The 18,586-nt window shown below is 61.5% G+C and carries 15 protein-coding genes and 1 pseudogene; 11 read left to right on the forward strand and 5 right to left on the reverse strand.

The genetic code is table 11. The features are described 5' to 3' along the window. The first annotated feature begins 281 nt into the window (after positions 1–281). Together ABR323_RS10515 and ABR323_RS10520 are read left to right on the forward strand one after the other, a co-directional pair. Positions 282–722 (forward strand): DUF2231 domain-containing protein, encoded by a 441-nt coding sequence (locus ABR323_RS10515; protein WP_094001248.1) that lies wholly within the window; start codon positions 282–284, stop codon positions 720–722. Further along, positions 715–2,025 carry a PQQ-dependent sugar dehydrogenase gene (locus tag ABR323_RS10520; protein WP_439449261.1) on the forward strand — a complete coding sequence of 437 codons (1,311 nt, stop codon included), beginning with the start codon at positions 715–717 and terminating at the stop codon, positions 2,023–2,025. Before ABR323_RS10515 ends, ABR323_RS10520 begins: the two co-directional genes overlap by 8 nt. Positions 2,026–2,115: 90 nt before the next feature. Here ABR323_RS10520 and ABR323_RS10525 read toward each other — a convergent pair whose 3' ends face one another. Next, complete coding sequence (locus tag ABR323_RS10525; protein ID WP_439449262.1) at positions 2,116–2,778, reverse strand: exopolysaccharide biosynthesis protein; 663 nt, start codon at positions 2,776–2,778, stop codon at positions 2,116–2,118. A gap of 149 nt (positions 2,779–2,927) precedes the next feature. Here ABR323_RS10525 and yidA point away from each other — a divergent pair, with 149 nt between their 5' ends. From yidA to ABR323_RS10540, 3 genes are all read left to right on the forward strand, one after another. Beyond that, positions 2,928–3,761: a sugar-phosphatase gene (gene yidA, locus ABR323_RS10530; protein ID WP_439449263.1), complete on the forward strand. Its 834-nt coding sequence runs from the start codon at positions 2,928–2,930 to the stop codon at positions 3,759–3,761. A 391-nt stretch (positions 3,762–4,152) separates the two neighbouring features. Continuing rightward, positions 4,153–6,471: a TonB-dependent receptor gene (locus tag ABR323_RS10535; RefSeq protein WP_439449264.1), complete on the forward strand. Its 2,319-nt coding sequence runs from the start codon at positions 4,153–4,155 to the stop codon at positions 6,469–6,471. 283 nt (positions 6,472–6,754) lie between these two features. Next, the gene (locus ABR323_RS10540) at positions 6,755–7,141 is read left to right on the forward strand and encodes a hypothetical protein (protein ID WP_439449265.1); all 387 of its coding nucleotides are present in this window, start codon (positions 6,755–6,757) and stop codon (positions 7,139–7,141) included. A 237-nt stretch (positions 7,142–7,378) separates the two neighbouring features. Here ABR323_RS10540 and ABR323_RS10545 read toward each other — a convergent pair. After that, positions 7,379–8,038, reverse strand: a pseudogene (locus ABR323_RS10545) (ATP-binding protein); the annotation flags it as partial. Positions 8,039–8,175: 137 nt separating this feature from the next. On the opposite strand from ABR323_RS10545, the gene ABR323_RS10550 reads away from it, so the two are divergent. The 5 genes from ABR323_RS10550 (at position 8,176) to ABR323_RS10570 (ending at position 14,162) form a co-directional block, all read left to right on the forward strand. Beyond that, a complete protein-coding gene (locus tag ABR323_RS10550; protein ID WP_439449266.1) occupies positions 8,176–8,823 on the forward strand; it encodes a TnsA endonuclease N-terminal domain-containing protein in 648 nt (215 codons plus the stop codon). After that, positions 8,824–10,764 (forward strand): Mu transposase C-terminal domain-containing protein, encoded by a 1,941-nt coding sequence (locus tag ABR323_RS10555; RefSeq protein ID WP_439449267.1) that lies wholly within the window; start codon positions 8,824–8,826, stop codon positions 10,762–10,764. Further along, a complete protein-coding gene (locus ABR323_RS10560; protein ID WP_439449268.1) occupies positions 10,761–11,645 on the forward strand; it encodes a TniB family NTP-binding protein in 885 nt (294 codons plus the stop codon). The genes ABR323_RS10555 and ABR323_RS10560 overlap by 4 nt, the downstream gene beginning before the upstream one ends. Continuing rightward, a complete protein-coding gene (locus ABR323_RS10565) occupies positions 11,614–12,672 on the forward strand; it encodes a TniQ family protein (protein WP_439449269.1) in 1,059 nt (352 codons plus the stop codon). Before ABR323_RS10560 ends, ABR323_RS10565 begins: the two co-directional genes overlap by 32 nt. A gap of 647 nt (positions 12,673–13,319) precedes the next feature. Beyond that, positions 13,320–14,162: a hypothetical protein gene (locus ABR323_RS10570; protein WP_439449270.1), complete on the forward strand. Its 843-nt coding sequence runs from the start codon at positions 13,320–13,322 to the stop codon at positions 14,160–14,162. A gap of 419 nt (positions 14,163–14,581) precedes the next feature. On the opposite strand, the gene ABR323_RS10575 is transcribed toward ABR323_RS10570, so the two are convergent. The 3 genes from ABR323_RS10575 to ABR323_RS10585 all read right to left on the reverse strand — a co-directional run bounded on the left by ABR323_RS10575 (position 14,582) and on the right by ABR323_RS10585 (position 17,154). Beyond that, positions 14,582–15,754 carry a hypothetical protein gene (locus tag ABR323_RS10575; protein ID WP_208043440.1) on the reverse strand — a complete coding sequence of 391 codons (1,173 nt, stop codon included), beginning with the start codon at positions 15,752–15,754 and terminating at the stop codon, positions 14,582–14,584. Between the two features lie 353 nt (positions 15,755–16,107). Next, the gene (locus tag ABR323_RS10580) at positions 16,108–16,440 is read right to left on the reverse strand and encodes a hypothetical protein (RefSeq protein ID WP_439449271.1); all 333 of its coding nucleotides are present in this window, start codon (positions 16,438–16,440) and stop codon (positions 16,108–16,110) included. Positions 16,441–16,845: 405 nt separating this feature from the next. Next, positions 16,846–17,154 (reverse strand): hypothetical protein, encoded by a 309-nt coding sequence (locus ABR323_RS10585; protein WP_208043438.1) that lies wholly within the window; start codon positions 17,152–17,154, stop codon positions 16,846–16,848. 680 nt (positions 17,155–17,834) lie between these two features. On the opposite strand from ABR323_RS10585, the gene ABR323_RS10590 reads away from it, so the two are divergent. Next, on the forward strand, positions 17,835–18,476 hold the full coding sequence (locus ABR323_RS10590; RefSeq protein WP_208043437.1) for a hypothetical protein: 642 nt from the start codon (positions 17,835–17,837) through the stop codon (positions 18,474–18,476). Positions 18,477–18,586 lie beyond the last annotated feature (110 nt).

Below are 18,586 nucleotides of genomic sequence, written 5' to 3' on the forward strand. Positions count from 1 at the left end.
CACGCCCGCAATGTGCAGATGTGCCGATTGCGTCACAAACACTTATGCCGTGGGGTAATGACGACTGCCTTGCCCCGCATCTGGTGGATGCCAACCTTGGCTGGCACCCGTATCCACGCATGGCGTGGATCTACTGGCGCCATGGCCGGCATCTGGTGGATGCCAACCTTGGTTGGCATGCCTATCCACGCATGGCGTGGATCAACCAGGTGTCATCGCGCGCCCTCACATCCCGCTGTGCTACTAAACCCCTCTGCACCCTTCCGCATCGGAGCACGATGATGGTCAACCCTCTGGCCCAGGCCCATCGCGGCCTCGGCACCACGCTGTTCAGCCTGTTGAACCCGATACCCTTCGGCTTCTTCGTCGGCGCACTGATCTTCGACGCGATCTACCTCAACAGCGCCGAGGTGATGTGGGGCAAGGCCGCGGCCTGGCTGATCACCTTCGGCCTGCTGATCGCCATCATTCCGCGCTTGATCAACCTGTTCACGGTCTGGCGCCGCAATGGCACGGCCACCCGTATCGATCGCATCGACTTCTTCCTCAACCTGATCGCAGTGGTGCTGGCCATCTGGAACGCTTTCGTGCACAGCCGCGATGCGTACGCCGTTGCGGTGCCGGGCACGATCCTGTCGGCGCTGACCGTGGCCCTGATCGCACTGGGCCTGATCTTGCTGTCACTGCAGCCGCCGGTGCTGCAGGGAGGTCGTCATGGCTAAGCACATCCTGCCCACCGTGGCCGCGCTGGCACTGGCCGTCACCCTGTCGGCCTGCGCGGGCAAGGCCGAATACCACCCCACCGACCAGTCCGGTGCGAAGCCGCCGCTGCCGGCACCGAAGAACTTCCTGATGCCACCGATGCAGGTGCCGCGCGGCGTGGGCTGGGCCGATGGCCAGTCACCCACGGTGGCCGAGGGCCTGAAGATCGAGCGCATCGCCGCCAATCTGCAGCATCCGCGGCGCCTGCTGACCCTGCCCAATGGCGATGTACTGGTGGTGGAAGGCAATGGCCCCGGCGAAGAACCGATCACCACGCCCAAGCAGTGGATTGCCGGCAAGGTGAAGGCGCGCTCGGGCAAGGCCGGAAAGGGCGGCAACCGGGTCACCCTGTTGCGCCGCACGCCGGGAACGAACACCTGGACCCAGCACGTCTACATCGAAGGCCTGCATTCGCCGTTCGGCATCCAGCTGATCGGTGACACGCTGTACGTGGCCAACACCGGCAACATCATGCAGTACCGCTACGTGCCCGGCGAAACCCGCATGTCCGACAAGGGCCGCGAGTTCACCGACCTGCCCAGCACCATCAACCACCACTGGACCAAGGAACTGCTGGCCAGTCGCGATGGCAGCAAGCTGTACGTGGGCGTGGGTTCCAACAGCAACATCACCGAAAATGGCCTGGCCGTCGAATACCGCCGTGCGGTGGTACTGGAAGTGGACGTGGCCACGCGTGGCAGTCGCATCTACGCGTCTGGCATCCGCAACCCGACCGGGCTGGACTGGGAGCCGAGCACCGGGAAGCTGTGGGCGGTGGCGAACGAACGCGACGAGATCGGTGCCGACCTGGTGCCTGATTACCTCACCTCGGTGAAGGAAGATGGCTTCTACGGCTGGCCCTACAGCTACTACGGCCAGCACGTGGACGAGCGCGTGCAGCCGCAGCGACCGGATCTGGTGGCCAAGGCGATCGTGCCGGACTACGCCATCGGCTCGCACGTGGCGCCGCTGGGCCTGCTGTTCTACACCGGCCAGGCATTGCCGGCGCAGTACCACGGTGGCGCCTTCATCGGCGAGCACGGCAGCTGGGACCGCTCACCGCTGAGCGGCTACGAAGTGGTGTATGTACCGTTCAAGGACGGCAAACCGACCGGGCGGCCGCAGACTGTGGTCAGTGGCTTTGCCTCGAAGGACGAGAAGACGCTGATGGGTGCGCCGGTGGGTATGGCGATGGATGCCGAGGGCGCATTGCTGGTGGCTGATGACGTGGGCGACGTGGTGTGGCGGGTGTCAGCCAAGTAATTCTGTAGAGCCGAGCCCATGCTCGGCTGCTCTTCGTTCGGTGCACGGAAACCCGCGCGGTGCGCGCGTAAGCCGAGCATGGGCTCGGCTCTACAGTTCCGCGGTACTGCTGCGGAACCCGCTGAACACCGACTCGGCAGCAAACCCCACGCCACCCAGCAGTACGCCGAAATACACCACCGTGGCCACCACGAAACCATATCCGGCTGCCACCGCAGCACCATCGCGCTGGATGAAGCCGATCGCAAAGGACATCAGCGCCAGCGCGGGCAGCGTGTTGCTGAAGGGAATCGGCCCGGCCGGCGCCATCAGCAGCAGGGTTGCAAACACCAGCATCAGGTTGTTCAGATGCATCATCTTCTTCGAGCGCACCATCACCGCCAGCCGCATCGGCCGCGACAGCCGCTCCATGCGGTGCACCCACTTCAGCGCACGGCCGAGGTTGGCCTTCAGCTTGTCGGTGGCGATCTCGCGGTGTGCCAGCTTCTGCGGCACCCACAGCGGGCGGTTGCGCACCCGGCTCAGGCCGATCAACAGGATCGAGGCGCCAAACACCGTACTCAGCCCGGGAATCGACACCGGAATGATGAAGATGGCCGAGAGCAGGATCACGATCAGCAGCAGGCCCTCATCGCCCAGCGCGCTGAGCAGGGTGCCGACGCTCACCTGGTCGCCGGGCAGCTCGTCGATCATCTGCTCGATCTGCAGGGCCAGGGGCGCGCTGTCATTGGTTTCTGGGGCACGGTAGGTCATGCGTCGCAAGGTTCTCCAGGGAAGGGCGGTCAATGGGCCGTCCTGCGGTGGGGGACGCACAGGCTCCTGCAGTATCCCGGCCAACGTGGGCAAAGAGGTGAACCGGGCATGAGGGGGTAAACTGGCGTGCCCCGCACGAGTTGAACGCAATGGACATGGGCCGCCGGCAATCGACCATCGAACTGGTCGCCATCGACATGGATGGCACCCTGCTGGACCCCACCCACACGCTCACAGCGCGGGCCAAGCAGGCGATCGCACAGGCGCGCGCGCTGGGCGTGCACATCGTGCTGACCAGTGGCCGCCCGGTTCCCGGCCTGGCACCGTTCCTGCACGAGCTGGGCATCACCGGCGACGACGACTACTGCATCGCCTGCAATGGCGGCCTGGTGCAGCGCATCGGCACGCGCGAAACCGTGGTCGAGTATCCGCTCAGCTTCGGTGATTTCCTGTTCTGCGAGCAGGTGGCCCGCGAACTGGGCGTGCACTTCCAGGCGCTGGACAGCCAGCGCATGTACACGCCCAACCAGGACATCAGCTACTACACCGTGGCCGACTCGCATCTTTCGCGGATGCCGCTGTCCTACCGCCGCGTGGCCGACATGGACCCGTCGATGCCCTTCATCAAGCTGATGATGATCGATGAGCCGGAGGTGCTGGACGCCGCCATCGCGCGCCTGCCCAACGAGCTGACCGAGCGCTTCGCGGTGTTGAAGAGCGCGCCCTATTTCCTTGAAGTGTTCGACCACCGCGCCGGCAAGGGCCCGAGTCTGCAGAAGCTGGCCGAGCACCTGGGCATCGACCGCGCCAACGTGATGGCCATCGGTGACCAGGAAAACGACCTGACCATGCTGCAGTACGCCGGTACCAGCGTGGCGATGGGCAACGCCATCGATGCGGTGAAGGCCGTTGCGCGGTTCGAGACCAGCAGCAATGCCGATGAAGGCGTGGCACGGGCGATCGAGCGTTTCGTCCTGCAGTAACCGCGCGTCCCTATGCCCTGGTAGGTGCCAACCTCATCCGCCCCGGTAGGTGCCAACCTTGGTTGGCACACGCAGACGGCAAGCGCCGACCAAGGTCGGCCTCTACCACGCCGGGGCTATACTCACGTATAACCCACCCATCCCCATCGCCATCGGCGCTGTACCACCGCGCAATGGCGAATGCGGCAATGCGATGCAAGAATTTCGCACGTCGAAATCACGCCATCGAATTCTGAGGCAGAGGATCGTCTTCCTCTGCTGCTGACCGGCGCGCACCGCGCCGTTGCTCCCTCAACGCAATCGCACCGCCAGCCAGAGCGCCGACACCGGTGCCGCAACGCGCTGGGCGTGCGCCTGCGCCGCTCTCCCCCTGCACCCTGGATCTGCGCCCATGAATACCCCACCCACGACGCGCCTCGCCCTGGCCATCATCGCTGCCATCGCCGCACCTGCGTATGCTGCAGAAGCGCACGATGCCGCGCACGACTCGCCTACCACCCTCAACGCCCTGCAGGTCATCGCCACACCACGCGGGGCCGCCGTTGCACCGACCCAGGTGGTCGGCCCCAACCGCTACATCATCAAGGCAGAAGACCTCGACGCGATGGTCACCGGCAACAACGGCCTGGCCATGCTGAAGCAGGTGCCCGGTGCCAGCTACACCGCCACCGACGGGCTGGGCCTGGATATCTCGGCCACCAGTCTGTTCGTGCGCGGCTTCCGCATGAATGAAATGGGCATCACCTTCGAGGGTGTGCCGCTGAACGACAACGGCTTCCTCTCGCTTACCGGCACCAGCGTGGTGAACGTGGGCGTGCCCGATGGCATCGGCGCTGTCACGGTCAGCCCCGGCGGCGCACCGGTCAGCGTGTTCTCCAGCAGCGTCAACGGCGGCAGCCTGGAATACCGCCTGCGCGAGCTGCAGGACACGCCCAGCCTGCGCGTGAAGCAGGGCGTGGGCAGCAACAATACGTTGGTCACCACCGTATCCGGGCAGAGCGGCCAGCTCGGCGAGCATGGCCCGAAAGTGCTGGTCGACCTGCAGCGCGTGTCCGCCGACAAGTACCAGGGCGAAGGCACGCAGAACTTCCTGCGCGGCGACTTGAAGCTGCAGCAGGACGTCGCCTGGGGCGATGTCACCGTGTTCCTGTCCGACAGCAAGGCCAAGGTATGGGGCTACAACAACATCTCCTTCGACATGATCCGCAAGCTGGGCTGGAAGGCTGACATCTTCTACCCGGATTATGCGTGGGCCTGGTACGTGGCCTCGCCGGAGAACGCGGACAAGTCCTGCGGCGCGTACACCTGCGGTGAGCTGTCCGAACTGATTCCGTACGACACCGGCCAGACCACCCGCGACCGCGTGTCCTCGATCAACCATCGCTTCCAGATCAGTCCGGCGCTGAGTGGCAACGTGCAGCTGTACAACGCCAACAGCCACACCCAGGCCACGCTGACCGACCCGACCGTACCGTCACCCAATGGCGCACCGTTCTCCGAACAGGTTCAGACGCCGCGCCTCAACCGGCTGGGCGGCATGGTCAACCTGCAGTTCGAGACCGGCGCGCACACCTTCACTGCCGGCTTCTGGCAGGAGAAGAGCAGGGCCGCGGCCAAGACCGAGTGGTACCAGCAGCCGCTGCTGGGCGAGGGCCCACCGCTGAAGGCCACCGGTCCGTTCGATGTGTACGGCCCCGCGTTCAAGACCGACAACGCATCGAGCTGGGTGACCCGCTCGCGCCAGTTCTACCTGCAGGACGACATCGTGCTGAACGATACGCTGAAGCTGGGTGTCGGCTTCAAGGCCGTGGACTTCCGCACCAGCGGTGGTGGCCTCGGTGACGCCAAGGACCGGCCGGTGAACGGCACGCTGCGCGCGAAGAGCAACTTCCTGCCGCATGTCTCGCTGTTCTGGAGCCCGACCGAATCCACCGATGCCTTCATCGACCTGGCCAACACCATGAACGGCTACCGCGTCGCCCAGCGCGGCAACATCGGCTACACCGCCTCTGCGTGGACCATCACCGACCAGGAAGAATTCGACCGCGTGGCCGGCACGTTGCGTCCGGAAAAGAACTGGAACCTCACGGTGGGCGCCTCGCATCGCTTCGATCGGCTGACGATCACCGGCGATGTGTTCTACAACGACATCCGCAACCGCCTGCTGTCGGCCGCCATCGGCACTCAGTTTGCGCAGATCAACACCGTGCGGCTGATGCCGAAGATGCACGTGATCGGCGCCGACCTCGGCATCACCGCCGACCTGACCGACCACCTGCAGTTCTACCAGGGCGTGGCCGTGGCCCGTTCGTACTACGACAGTGACTTCGTGGTGGGCGATACGGTGTACCCGATCAAGGGCAATGCCCAGCCGGGCTACCCGCAGATCTCGCTGGTCAGCGACCTGTCCGCCCACTTCGGTGACTGGCGTTTTGGCGCCACCAGCACCTCCTACCTGCGCCAGCCTTTCACCTACGAGAACGACATCCGCGTGCCAACCTTCTGGCAGGTCAACACCTATGCTGCCTACCGGTTCGGCGCGGACAGCGCCGTGCCCGGCCTGGAGCTGCGGCTGGACGTGAGCAATCTGTTCAACCGACACAACATCGGAACCGCCACCATCGCCGGCTCGTCGTTCTCGGGGGATTACCAGACCCTGCAGCGCAGCGCGCCACGGCAGCTGATGTTCAGCACCTCGATGGCGTTCTGAGGCAATGAGGGGCGGGGTCGGATCCCTTTGCGCAGCAAAGGGCTCTGACCCCGGCAGATCCACGTCATGCGTGGCTGCCATGCCGCCCGCGACCGACCAGTAGATCCACGCCATGCGTGGATGCTCTTCGCGGTTCCCAGGCGAATGCCGTGCCCCCTGCGACCGACCAGTAGATCCACGCCATGCGTGGATGCTCTTCGCGGTTCCCAGGCGAATGCCATGACCCCATCCGCCGTCTGCACAATCAGCACCGATTTTCTGGTACCAGCGCAAGGTTCCCACAATGTTGCTGGGTCATCCTGTTGACATGGCTCAGTACAACCCGCGATCACCGTTGTTCGGCATCCGTGGCCCAGGACGGCCCCGGCAGGCGCTGTCCGTGGCGCCTGTGATCGATCTGCGGGCCGAATACCAGTTCTGGCAGGTCTACGAACGCGTAGTCCGTCCGCTGCCCGGCGGAGGGCTGCGGCAGGCCTGGCTGGTGTGCCAGAAGGTGTACCGGGACCGGTGGCAGCACCCGGACGACAGCGACGAGGCGGCGTTGTCGCGGGTGCTGTTTGGCGGGAACATGACGGCTGACCGGGCGTCGGAGCTGGCGGAGCTGCACGCGCTGGTCAGCCGTCGGGTGGCGTTGCTGGCGAAGCGAGGGCGGGTGGATTCCGCCGCCTGAGGCGCGCCCTTGGTGGGGTCGACTGTTAGTCGACCGCTCTTCGCGCCCAACTGTAGGTAGAAGGCCGTGCGTGGTAGATGTACCTGCCGCATCCACTGCGGCGGATTGCAATGCTTGTCTCCCGTGCGGTAGCGTGGTCAGGTACACCCCGGTACCGTCTCTGTCTGTCTGGGCATGCGGCCGGGGTATTTTTTTTTTCTGATGACCGTAGCTCCAGGGCGAGCCTCGCAATCAGGCTCATGCATTTCCCCGGTCCAATTGCCGGTACCCGATCGCTTCAGCCAGATGCGCGGTCTGGATCACCTCGCAACCCGCCAGATCCGCAATCGTGCGCGCAACCCGCAGAATCCGGTGCATGGCCCGCGCGGAAAGTTGCAGGCGTTCAATCGCCTGCTCCAGCAGATCCTGATCGGCCTCGCTCAGCTTCGTGCACGCCCGCAGCGCCGCCGGGGGCAGATGGGCATTCAGCCCACCACGCGTCAGCTGCCGGGCATGCGCGGCTTCCACACGTGCACGCACCGATGCACTGGGCTCACCCAGCGGCGTGCTCTCCCGCAGCTCCACCGCGTCCATGCGCGTCACGCCGATATGCAGATCAATGCGATCCAGCAACGGGCCGGACACCCGCGCGCGGTAGCGGTTGATGCGTTCATCGCTGCACAGGCAGCGGTTGCTGCGGTCGCCAGCCCAGCCGCAGGGGCAGGGATTCATCGCCGCCACCAGCTGGAAGCGCGCGGGATACTGCACGCTGCGCGCCGCGCGGGCGATGCGGATGTGGCCGGATTCCAGCGGCTCGCGCAGGGTTTCCAGCGCGCTGCGGTTCCACTCCGGCAGCTCATCGAGGAAAAGAACACCGTGATGGGCCAGCGAGATCTCGCCGGGGCAGGGCGGATTGCCGCTGTAAGGTACACTTAACCAAGCTAACCGTGATTCCACTAAGTGCTTGATGTGTAACGAATCGAGTCATCTAAGTCCGCTACACGATTTACACGTATTGACGCAACTGGATTGCCGGAGCATGGCTAATGGCGCTAATGGATAGCAGTATCCCCGCAAGGCTTGTGGGAGTGAGGTCGCGAGGTCTTTCGGGACGGGTAGCGCTGGACCAAGGCTCTGCCGGCTTCGAGTCCAGCCTTGAGCAGGATCTGATTGAGTTGCTGGACTTCGATCCTCGCGTTTCTGAGCTTCTCACTCAGCCATTCTCGATTTACCACCAAGAAGATGGCCGTCGCCGCCGCTATACCCCGGATCTTCGAGCCACCTTTTTCGGCGACCTGCCCGAAGTAATTGTCTACGAGGTGAAGTATCAGGATGAGCTCAGAGCAGACTGGAAGAGGCTCCGCGCTCGCTTTGGCGCTGCTTACCGTCATTGCCGGCAGAACGGATGGCGGTTCAAAGTGCTCACTGAGAAGCACATTCGGACGCCCTATCTGGGCAACGTGAAGTTCCTGCGCAGGTTCATTCGGCTCCCAGAGCAAGAGCTGATCTCTGGCCAGCTCCTCTATGCCCTGAAGGCAACGGGCCCCACGACGGTTCAAGCTCTGCTAAGTGCTGCTTACATGTCATCTGAAGCACGTCTTCGGGCTATTCCAGTGCTGTGGAAGATGGTCGCCGATCGTCGTTTGGGTTGTGACCTAAACGTGCCTCTTACGATGTCCTCGACGATCTGGATGGAAAGCTAAATGGTCGGCATCTCTCGAAAATTTCTCACCGTGGCGCCAGGTGTCGAGGTGACCAGCGAGGGGCGCCGCTACGTGGTTACCAATGTTATGACCCCTAGCAGCGTGCTGGCCAAGGATCTGGGTACGGGTGAGAGCAAGACGCTGCGTGTTGAAGGCCTGTCTCGAATCATTGAGCCGTCAGAAGAAGTAGCTGCAGCTGAGCGCGACTTGGCTCTTTATTCAAGCGAAGAGTGGGCAGAGGGCCAGCGTCGCTTGGCGCTGATCAAGCCCCTGCTGGCCATGCCCTGCCGATCGCGATCTGATGTGGAATCCATCGCCAAAGATGCTGGCGTTCACTTCACCACGCTCTACAAATGGCTCAAAGCCTTCCTTCTGTCTGGTCATGTGTCGTCCTTGGTGCCGAGCAAGGCAGGTCGCCGTACCGGGATGCGCATGCTTGGTCAGGTTCTTGAGGAGGTCATCCGGGCCGTAATTGAAGAAAAGTACCTGTCCGTGGACAGGGGGACGGCGCAGGACGTAGTGGATGAGGTAAGGAAACGCTGCAGGCACATGAAGCTCAAGGCGCCTAGCCACATCACCATCAGGGCGAGAATCAATGACATCCCCAAGTCGTTCGCTCTGCGCAAGCGCGGTCGGCGCGACGATGCTCGTGATCAGTACCAGCCTATCCGCGGCTCGTTCCCCGACGCGAATCACCCCTATAGCGTCATCCAGATCGACCACACGCCAGCAAACGTGATCGTGGTTGACGAGGTGAGTCGCCTTCCCATTGGTCGGCCGTATCTCACGCTTGCGATCGACGTAAGCACCAGACTGGTCGCCGGCCTGTACTTGTCCATGGATCCGCCCTCGTCGGTCGCCGTTGGGCTATGCCTGTCCCAGGCGATCTGTCAGAAGCGCGAATACTTGGCAAATCTGGGCGTTGGGGGCGAGTGGCCGGCCTGGGGTGTGATGAGCAAGGTTCATTGTGACAATGCCAAGGAATTCCGCTCCCGTACGCTCTCCCGTGCCTGCGAGGACTATGGCATCGATCTGCAGTACCGCATGAAGAAGACTCCCCACTATGGCGGTCACATCGAACGGTTGATGGGCACGGCTGCTCGAATTTTCTTGGGCTTGCCAGGTAAGACGTTCTCCAAGCCGGAGCAGCGAAAGGGATATGACTCCGATGCCAAGGCGGCCATGACCCTCAGGGAGCTTGAGGCCTACCTGGTGGACTACATCGTCAATAAGTATCACCGGGCAGTGCACTCGGGTGTAGGGGTGACTCCATTGACCGCCTGGGAGCGCGGGCTGGCTGGTTCTTCCACCGAGCCGGGTATTGGCTTGCTGCCCATCCCAGAAGATCCTCTTCGTGTCCAGCTGGACTTCATGCCTTATGAAGAGCGCACAATTCAGCGCTACGGCTATCAGCTGGACAAGATCCACTACTACGACAGCGTGCTGGATCCCTACATCAACTCTGTCGACCCCGATACCAAGAAGAAGCGTAAGTTCCTGATTCGGCGAGACCCCCGCGACATCAGCGTGACCTACTTCCTGGACCCTCAGGACAACCGTTATTCCGCTGTCAGATATCGAAACGCAGGCTTCCCTGCCATCAGCCTATGGGAGCTTAACGCAGCAAATGAGGTGCTCAAGCAGGATGGTCTGAAGGACGTCGACGAAGACCAGCTGTTTGCGACGGTAGATCGCCTCCGTCAACGTGTGGATGATGCTCTCAACGCGACGAAGAAGGCTAGGTCGGCACGGCGTTCCGCCGCTCGTCGACCGCCAGGCGTTCGACCCAAGCCTTCCGAGCAGCCGAAGCGCACAGTTCCGATCCCCGCCGCGGCCAATGACGAGAGCGTGCATGGGATTAACGCGCGAGTCTCTGAGGCTCTGGACGATGATCCGTTTGCTGAGCCCATCACTCCCTTCCAGGTGTCACTGAAGCGATGAGCACTGAACATCTATTGCCTGAGGTGGCTGAGATTCTGGATGCGGCGAACGAGTACCGCATCGAGTTCTGCCGACAGGATCGCTGGGTGGGCTACACCGCTGCCACCAAGGCGCTTGACGAGCTGGATGATCTCCGTAACTTCCCCAAGAATCTGCGCCCTAACAACATCTTGTTGGTGGGCGGGAGCGGTAATGGCAAAAGCTCCATTCTTGAGTACTTCGCCAATAGGCACCCCATCCTGGCATCCAGTGAGGGCAAGCCGGTAGTCCCAGTTCTCAAGATTGAAATGCCCAGCAAGCCGGACGAGTCCGAGTTCTGGTCACTCATTCTCTGGGCTCTGGGCATTTCCCATCGAGAGGGAGATCGCGCGGCGCACAAGAAGCGTCAAGCCAAGTCGGCGATGGTCAACGCCAATGTTCAGATGCTTGCGCTCGATGAGTTCAACAATGTCGCTGAAGCGGGTCGCGCCACATCAGACCTACTGGCCGCAATAAGAAACCTGAGCAACGAGCTGCGCATCCCGATTGTCGCTGCTGGCACCGACAAGGCGATCAATGCACTGAATCTCGACCCACAGCTCAAGTCCCGCTTTGAACCGATTGGACTGCCTCGCTGGCGCCTCAATCGGGAGTATCTTGGATTCTTGGCTTCGTACGAGCAACTGTTGCCATTGGCCAAGAAGTCCGATCTGGCGCAGCCAGAGGTCGCCAAGGCCCTGTTTGCGATGGCCGGAGATACCGTAGGGCAGAACGTCAAGCTTCTTCGCAGGGCCGCGGCTGCGGCCATCGAAACCGGTAGTGAGCAGATCACCGTAAAGCTGCTTGCCGAGCTCAACTGGACCCGGGCCGATGCTTGGCAAACAATCGCTAAAGCAATCTGATCCATTCCCTTTCCACCGAGGCATCCGCCCCGTGGAGGGGGAGCTTTTGAGTTCCTATCTGCTGCGGTTGGCGGGAGGCCACTGCGCGGATCCTTACCGGTTCTACTCACACCTGCTCCCAGGCGTGCAGGTGTGGAGCCGGGACATTGACCGGCATCCTATTCCAGCAATCACCCAGCTTCTGCACGACCGCTGTGGCATCAGCGCTGATGTCATTGACTCAATGTCCCTCCAGCCCATCCAGCGGGCAATTGACGGGCCCCTTGTTCCTACAGCGAAATGTTGGGGTACGTGGATCAACCGGCTGGGTATGTTCCATCGGCTGCGAACCCTAGGCGGGCTTCAGGTCTGTCCGATCTGTCTATCCGAGGCTGGTGTGTACCTGCGGCTCTGGCGGCTTTCCTTTGTGACCAGCTGTCCAATTCACCTAGTCCCTTTGTACGCGTGCTGTCCTGACTGCCAGGCGCCCATCATCCCCCACCGTCAGCTCAGGGGCGTGAATAGGTGTCATCGCTGCCACGTCGATCATGTGGCGCTCTGCTTGCGACATGTGGGCGGCCGTCCCGCTCCCACTGGCCAACAGGCGCTGGTTGACGCCTTATCTGGCATTCCTGTGCCGACGCTTACTGGAGCAATCTCTCTCGCGGACTTGGCGCGTGGCGTTAATCTGCTCCGCGGCTGGGGTATGTTTCGCCCTCCGGAACAGGTGCGAGGTCACCTGGTTGAATCCCAAGGCCCGCTGCTGCGTTGGCTTTACTTCGATCTGGTGCATGAACTGGCCAGTCAGTGGCCGGAGTCAATGGCCCAGCTTAGGGTTGTGGGTAGAATTTCCACTGCCACGTTTGAACGGGCTCGCCCACCTCCGTGGCTTGAATGCGTCGGAGATCAGTTACGTGCGCCACCACTTGCCCGGAAGCCGGTCTCGCGGACCAGCCTTGCCCAGTGGCTAAAGCAGCTACGGCTCAGTAAGCCAGCCGGGTGGAGGGAGAAGAGGGCGATGGCACTGCTGAAGGCTGCTGGAAAATGATTGCTACGCCTGAAAAAACTGCAGAGCGCTGGTGCGACAACTGCGGCCGAAGCGTCGAGAAGGTGCATCGCTTCCACAAGGGAAAGGGCTACTGCTCGAGCTGCTATGCAACAGAGTTTCTCCCTGTCCCATGTTCAGGCTGCGGTGGCAACGCGCGTATGCATCGCAGGGATAGTGCCGCCCCCCTTTGCGGAGGGTGTCAGCGCGCAGGCCGGGCCTGTGTGCGATGTGGGAGGGCTGTCCCGGTCGCCGGAAAGTGCGTTGGGGAAGCTGCTGTGGCATGCGCCTCCTGTGCTCCGCACTTCCGCGAAGAAGAGTCTTGCTGGAGTTGCACCCGGCTAAGTAGGCGCCTCACCTGGGCAGGGGAGGGAGACCTGCTTTCACGCGTCTGTCCATCATGCAGGAACCAAATCACCCATCGAACCTGCACCTACTGCAGAAGATACAGAATCCTGGCCGGGGCCACGAGTAGCGGGGCTGCATACTGCGCCGATTGTGGCCCCAGCGGTGAGGCTTGGCACGACTGCCCTGGGTGTGCTCGAGTCGTCCGCGGCGCTGGCAACGGGCATTGTAGATCCTGCATCAACCGTCGAATTCTGGAGCAAGAGGGGCGGCTGATCGCCATTACCCTTTCGAGCACCTGGGCGGTGGACCTGTTGAAGGGCTTCGTCGGCTGGCTGCTGGTGCGAGACGGCTACAGTCCCAAGTTGCCGACATTGTTGCGCGCCCATGGGCATTTCTTCAGCCAGCTAGACCAGCGCTTCGGCTCCGCTGAGCAGGTTCAGCCGCAGGCGCTGCTCGATCTGTTCTCGGTGGCGGGACTGCGCAAGCACCATCTTGCAGCTCAATACGTATGCCAGGTGCTCGCGCTGGAGATTTCATCCGAAGCGAAACTGGAACACGTCGAGACGGCCAGAGTACAGGCCATCCTGCAGGAAGCAGAGAGCAACCAACACGGTGAAGAATTGTTTCAGTTCAATCGCTGGCTGATTCAGAAGGGCAGGCCGGTGCGAACCCGGAGGATATACCTTTCGGCAGCGGCCGGTCTCATGCGTTCGGCAGGTATCAGCTCTCTTGTCCAGCTGGATGAGCAGAAGTTACGGCTTCATTTGGACAAGGTGCCAGGTAGCAAGGCCAATCTAAGTTCGTTGATCCGCTTTGCGCGCGAGGAGCTTGATCATCACATAGGGATGCCGCGGTGCCCTCGCAAAAACGCTCCGGAGCCCAAGCCCGTGGTTCAGCTGCGCAGTCTGATGAAGAAGCTCAAGGTGGCTGGAGATGATGCGGCGTTGGAGGATCTTCAGAAGGCTGTCGCTATTGCCTTCCAGATTCCCCTACGGGCGATCAGTTCCGGTGTTTGGTGGCCGGAGAAGAGGGAGGGCCGATGGTGCATCGTCTCGCTGGACGAGGTAGTGAAATGCCCGCCTGCTTTGCGGGAGGCCGTTATACGCTGGCATAGCGCTGTGCGGTCGTCTTCGGAGGCGTCCTGAGCGTTCGTGGCTACGCTCTTGGGGCGAAACTCACTTCCCACTAGTGCTCAGGCGACGCTCCTTTGCAGGGAAGAAGCGTGCGCGGCTCATCTGAGTTGGGCCAACCAGCTTCACGCTGAAGCTTCCTGATCAAGTTCAACCAGCTCGGAGAAGGAGTGCAGCACACCGCTTGGTCGGCAAAGTTCCACCGGCCATAACCCTCCTCGCTGGCGATCGAGGCGGTCTAGCTGGCGCCAGGGCTGGTAGAGGTCGTAGCACGCAGGAACGGCTTCATAGAGCGACGGGTTACTTGTCGCTCCAAGTAGGCACGCTTCTGCTCTCGTTTGCTACAGCAGGACTGATCCCTCAAAGCAGAGTCATACCCACGGAGGGATTGAGCAGGACCGGCAGATCTGAAAGGAGCAAGTGCAGCTAGCTCATTACACCCCCTGCTCCTTGTAGTCTGCCGACCGTAGGGCTCCGGATGCCACCTTGGTCAGGAAGTCGTAAATTCCGTAAATTTCTGATGCAGGTCGTCCATCAACTGCATATTGGAGTAGGCGGGCTTGGTAGTCCAACCGGCGCACCTTAGCTTCGGCATGTTCACGAAGCGCGGCGACGTCAAACTTCCAGCCGACTCCGACAGAGCGGTGGATAAGCGCGACCATTCTTTCGATCGATGCAGCCGCGTGCAGCGACAGTGCACCAGGTTCTGCGAATCCAGGCTTGTTCTTGAATGGAAACACCGCCTTGGTCGGGTTGTTACTCCCAGTGAACTCTTCGGACACCCTGCTCTTTAGTTCGTAGGAAGCCAGCAGCGCGATAAGAAACACGAAGCGAACCTCGGCCCCGCCGTATTGGCAGAAGGCATTCAAGCCGCGCTCTCCCACACTCTGCTTTGCGACGTAGTCCCGCTGCAGCACCCCGCTCAGGGCGACGGCGGTGGCGATATCGGCATGCGTCATCGGTCGTATTCCGTTTTCTGGGTCGACAAGCTCACCAGCTGGTCCAAATTGGTTGGTTAGCCATGTTGCCAGGTGCTCCTCCACATCGACGGCAGGCCGATGCTGGAACTGCTCAGGTACCTGCCCCAACTTCGCTTTGATCAACTGCCCCAGGAGCGTCTCAGCGTCTTGAAGTGCTTTGAGCTCCATATCGCAACGGCTCCACAGTTCATCTGCGCCCCGATTGGCCGAGACTGCGGCGGCAAACCTTAGTGACAAGCTATCGGTGGCGACCTTCTTTGCTCCATGCTGCGCGGCTAAATCGAGCACTTGCTTGATACGTTCGTACGCTTCCTCAGCAATTCTGTCCAACTCAGCGGCAGGTGTGGTTGACCGCTCTTCCGCTGCATGACCCTCCCGCCATACCAGGGTCAAATGATCGATGAGCCCTTGCAGCGTGCCGTCTATCCAGTAGAAAGACGTGCCGAGCGCAGAATCCGCCGCCAGATTCTGCGCACCGCCAGTGGATGGCAACTGAAAGGCGTTGATCGACGTGCGGGCAAAAGCATCTGGATCATCTACCCAGTTGAGCAGCGGCTTGTACTGCTCAACAAGCAGGCACTTCTGAAGCCGAGCACAGAGAACGCGCCGCCCTGCGAGTGCGTTCAACCCGTGCTCCGCGGCTCCATAGGATAGAAAGCCCTGCGTGTGGCTAGCTAATCCCTTGGAGACTAGTCGGCTGCTGGTGTCAGATGTAAAAGGGGCGGCAGTGCGAGACGACTGGGTAGCTCGCTTCCAATGCCGGCTACCCATCCACCCGGACGAGCCGGTGGAGTCTCTTACGCTCATCTGCCTTAGCACGTCGACAACAGCTTCTGCCTCACCGGGGAACCGTTGAAACTGCTCATCCAGTTGCGCCTTAGACTGTGCCGGCAACCCCAGAATGTCGACCATATACGAGCCAAGCGACCGCCGCGTATCAGATTCGACCGCGGAGCCGGGGAGTGAACCGTGCCAGGCCGTCATTGTTCAGAATCCTCGGTGGCGGGCAACTGGGCCATCGAATCTTGAAGGCAGGGCACCGCCGTGAGGGAGTCCGCATGCTTCTTGAGCGCATAGCGGGCCTTCTTGTTGGGTGCGTAGCCTTCTTTCGCATAGCGAATGCGCCGCAGTTCGGCAATTGCTTGCATCAGCGCTTCGTCGGCGTGCTGAGCCTTGCCGTCTGCCATAAGCTGACTCGCGTAGGCAGCGGCATGGGCCAGCTCGCCAAACTCGTTGATGGAACGGATGGCATGGTAGGTATCGTTGCCGGCGGGGAAGATCACCGCGTGCGGAGTAGAAGTCATCTGTTTCATGAATGGGATCCAAGGTGGAGGTGGCGCCATGGTGATCCCCCTCCATGAAGACTTCCAGGCTGAACTTCCCGGGGTGGTACCCCCATGACCTGCTGACCAGGCGCCGCCTTAGGTGACTCTGGGTCTCGGCGCATCCGTAGCCGCGTTGCCATCTTCCAAAGCGCCGGCCCGGCCTAGTGGAGGGAAGAATTGAATCAACGTGAGTCTTCCCATTCAGGGCTTGAGCCATCTCCGCCCGAGCTGGTCCCAGTAGCCCCCCAAGGACCCCGGCTGGGACCATGAGTCGCCCGGCCAGGCTGAATTCGGGCATCAGCCAGTTGCATGGCGGCCATCTCGGTGCTGCAAGCAAGGACTTCGCCATCTTCCAAGGACTACCTGCTGGACTCTCTGCCACACGCCAAGCTATCAGGACGTATCCCTCGTGAGTGATGCGCTGTTAAGGCGGCGTACCCAGCTGTCTGCCGGCTGGGGATCGGTAAATATGGTGTGCAACAGCCGGTAGATCCCAATCAGGTAGCTCAATCGCACCAGCGTCTCGTGCGAGCTGTCATCCGCTACACCGGCCTCCAATGCCAAGAACGCCGAGGCAGCCGGCTGCCCAAGCAGCGCAGATTGCTCCATCTCCGTCAGGCACCATGCTGTGGCGATCTGGTGGAACCCCTGACGTGCCGGCCCTGCAAGCTTGGGATCGTTCTTGGCAAAAGACGTGCGCATGGCGATTGCCTTGAGGTGACCCTCCCAATGCTCCCCCAAGGCGAGGGCTGCCTTACTCTCATCGCCTTGTGCGGTGCATCATTGGGCTTTGGAGGGGGGGGGATCGTGCTCAAGCGGATACTGGGCGCACAATAGAATCTGGGATGGAAGCGCAGCAGCGCAGGCGAGTCTCCAGGTAAGCTGCGCCGTGAGGGGCGGTTGTTGGGTGTCTACGTGGCGGATCCGGTACCCAGCTATCGCTTTCCGCCCTGGCAACTTCGTGCGGATGGCCAGTTCGTAGCCCACTTGAGTGGAATCCTGGGCGTGTTGCGCGAATCGGGCCCTTTCCAGCGAGAGCCGAATGGGCTGCGTCGAACCACCGGCTGGGGCGAAGCTGAGTGGTTTCTCTCGCCGCATGCGTTGCTCGATGGCGCGGCACCAGCTAGCGCGCTGATCGATGATCCGGCGCGGGTTCTTCGGGTCGCACGTGTAGAGTTCGGCGGCGACGCCCTGCAAGCGGAGTTATGAAATGAGCTGAAGGCAAAGCGCATTGCTGCCTTCAGTCTGCTGGGCCATTGTAGGCTGTGTCGCGCCCGCACAACCTCAATGCGATGAAGAGAAATGGGCTTCATCGAAGGCAGTCTCAGTGGGCCGCACTAACATTAGTGACTTTTTAAGTGATTGAACTGGCCGGAGGTGCCATGGAACACCCGCTGCAGAGCATTCTCATCTTGGTCTTGGGCTGGCTGCTTGGGACTTTAAGCCCCGCTATCGTAGATGCAATCAGGTCAAAGCGTGAGGCTGCCCTCAGCAGAGAGGCGGTCGAGAATGAGCTCTTGGAGCTCTCGGCAGTACTCTTGCCTGCTTGCTACAGGACAATGGGGGCAGTCGGAAAGATCGATAGAGCCTACTTGGAGTGGCAGAAGGACAAGCTAGAGAAGGAGCCGGAGAAGGAGAAATTGCTGAGGTTCCTCGGCTTGACCAAACAACTATTGGCCTTCCCCGATGATCAAATACAAGCTGCATCCCAAGCCATGGCAACGGCCGAAACCAAGGCGGCGCTTCTGCAGAAGTACCCCATTCCGTTGGTTGATCATTGTCTTGCCTCGCTGAAGATGTTTGAGGTCGATTTTCAGTCAAAAATTCTACAGGTCCGGCGCAACATTTCGCTGCTTGAGTCCATCGTAGATCAGTCGCGGGAGTTCTACCGGCTGACCTTCGTAGAGCTTTCCGATGCAAACCACAAGATCATTCAAGACAACCTCAAGCAGACATACAGTGAATATGCAGAAAGAGCCAAGATCATCATTGACCAAGTCTATGCGCTGCGGCCCGCGGGCTAATCTATTGCCCGAAGCTAAGTGGAGCCTCATTGCAAACAAGCTGAGGGGCGACAGATGACGGCGTCACATCCAGACCTCTTCCACGCGACCTCAAAATCGCTTTCGGCCGG

This window comes from Stenotrophomonas sp. ATs4 (genome assembly GCF_051861585.1).
Classification (GTDB): domain Bacteria; phylum Pseudomonadota; class Gammaproteobacteria; order Xanthomonadales; family Xanthomonadaceae; genus Stenotrophomonas; species Stenotrophomonas maltophilia_AS.

Coding starts and splice junctions, on each gene's coding strand:
- ABR323_RS10515 (WP_094001248.1), top strand. CDS start 282: ATGGTCAACCCTCTGGCCCAGGCCCATCGCGGCCTCGGCACCACGCTG.
- ABR323_RS10580 (WP_439449271.1), bottom strand. CDS start 16,440: ATGAAACAGATGACTTCTACTCCGCACGCGGTGATCTTCCCCGCCGGC.
- ABR323_RS10555 (WP_439449267.1), top strand. CDS start 8,824: ATGGTCGGCATCTCTCGAAAATTTCTCACCGTGGCGCCAGGTGTCGAG.
- ABR323_RS10550 (WP_439449266.1), top strand. CDS start 8,176: ATGGATAGCAGTATCCCCGCAAGGCTTGTGGGAGTGAGGTCGCGAGGT.
- ABR323_RS10525 (WP_439449262.1), bottom strand. CDS start 2,778: ATGACCTACCGTGCCCCAGAAACCAATGACAGCGCGCCCCTGGCCCTG.
- yidA (WP_439449263.1), top strand. CDS start 2,928: ATGGACATGGGCCGCCGGCAATCGACCATCGAACTGGTCGCCATCGAC.
- ABR323_RS10540 (WP_439449265.1), top strand. CDS start 6,755: ATGTTGCTGGGTCATCCTGTTGACATGGCTCAGTACAACCCGCGATCA.
- ABR323_RS10590 (WP_208043437.1), top strand. CDS start 17,835: ATGGAACACCCGCTGCAGAGCATTCTCATCTTGGTCTTGGGCTGGCTG.
- ABR323_RS10535 (WP_439449264.1), top strand. CDS start 4,153: ATGAATACCCCACCCACGACGCGCCTCGCCCTGGCCATCATCGCTGCC.
- ABR323_RS10520 (WP_439449261.1), top strand. CDS start 715: ATGGCTAAGCACATCCTGCCCACCGTGGCCGCGCTGGCACTGGCCGTC.
- ABR323_RS10565 (WP_439449269.1), top strand. CDS start 11,614: ATGCTTGGCAAACAATCGCTAAAGCAATCTGATCCATTCCCTTTCCAC.
- ABR323_RS10585 (WP_208043438.1), bottom strand. CDS start 17,154: ATGCGCACGTCTTTTGCCAAGAACGATCCCAAGCTTGCAGGGCCGGCA.
- ABR323_RS10560 (WP_439449268.1), top strand. CDS start 10,761: ATGAGCACTGAACATCTATTGCCTGAGGTGGCTGAGATTCTGGATGCG.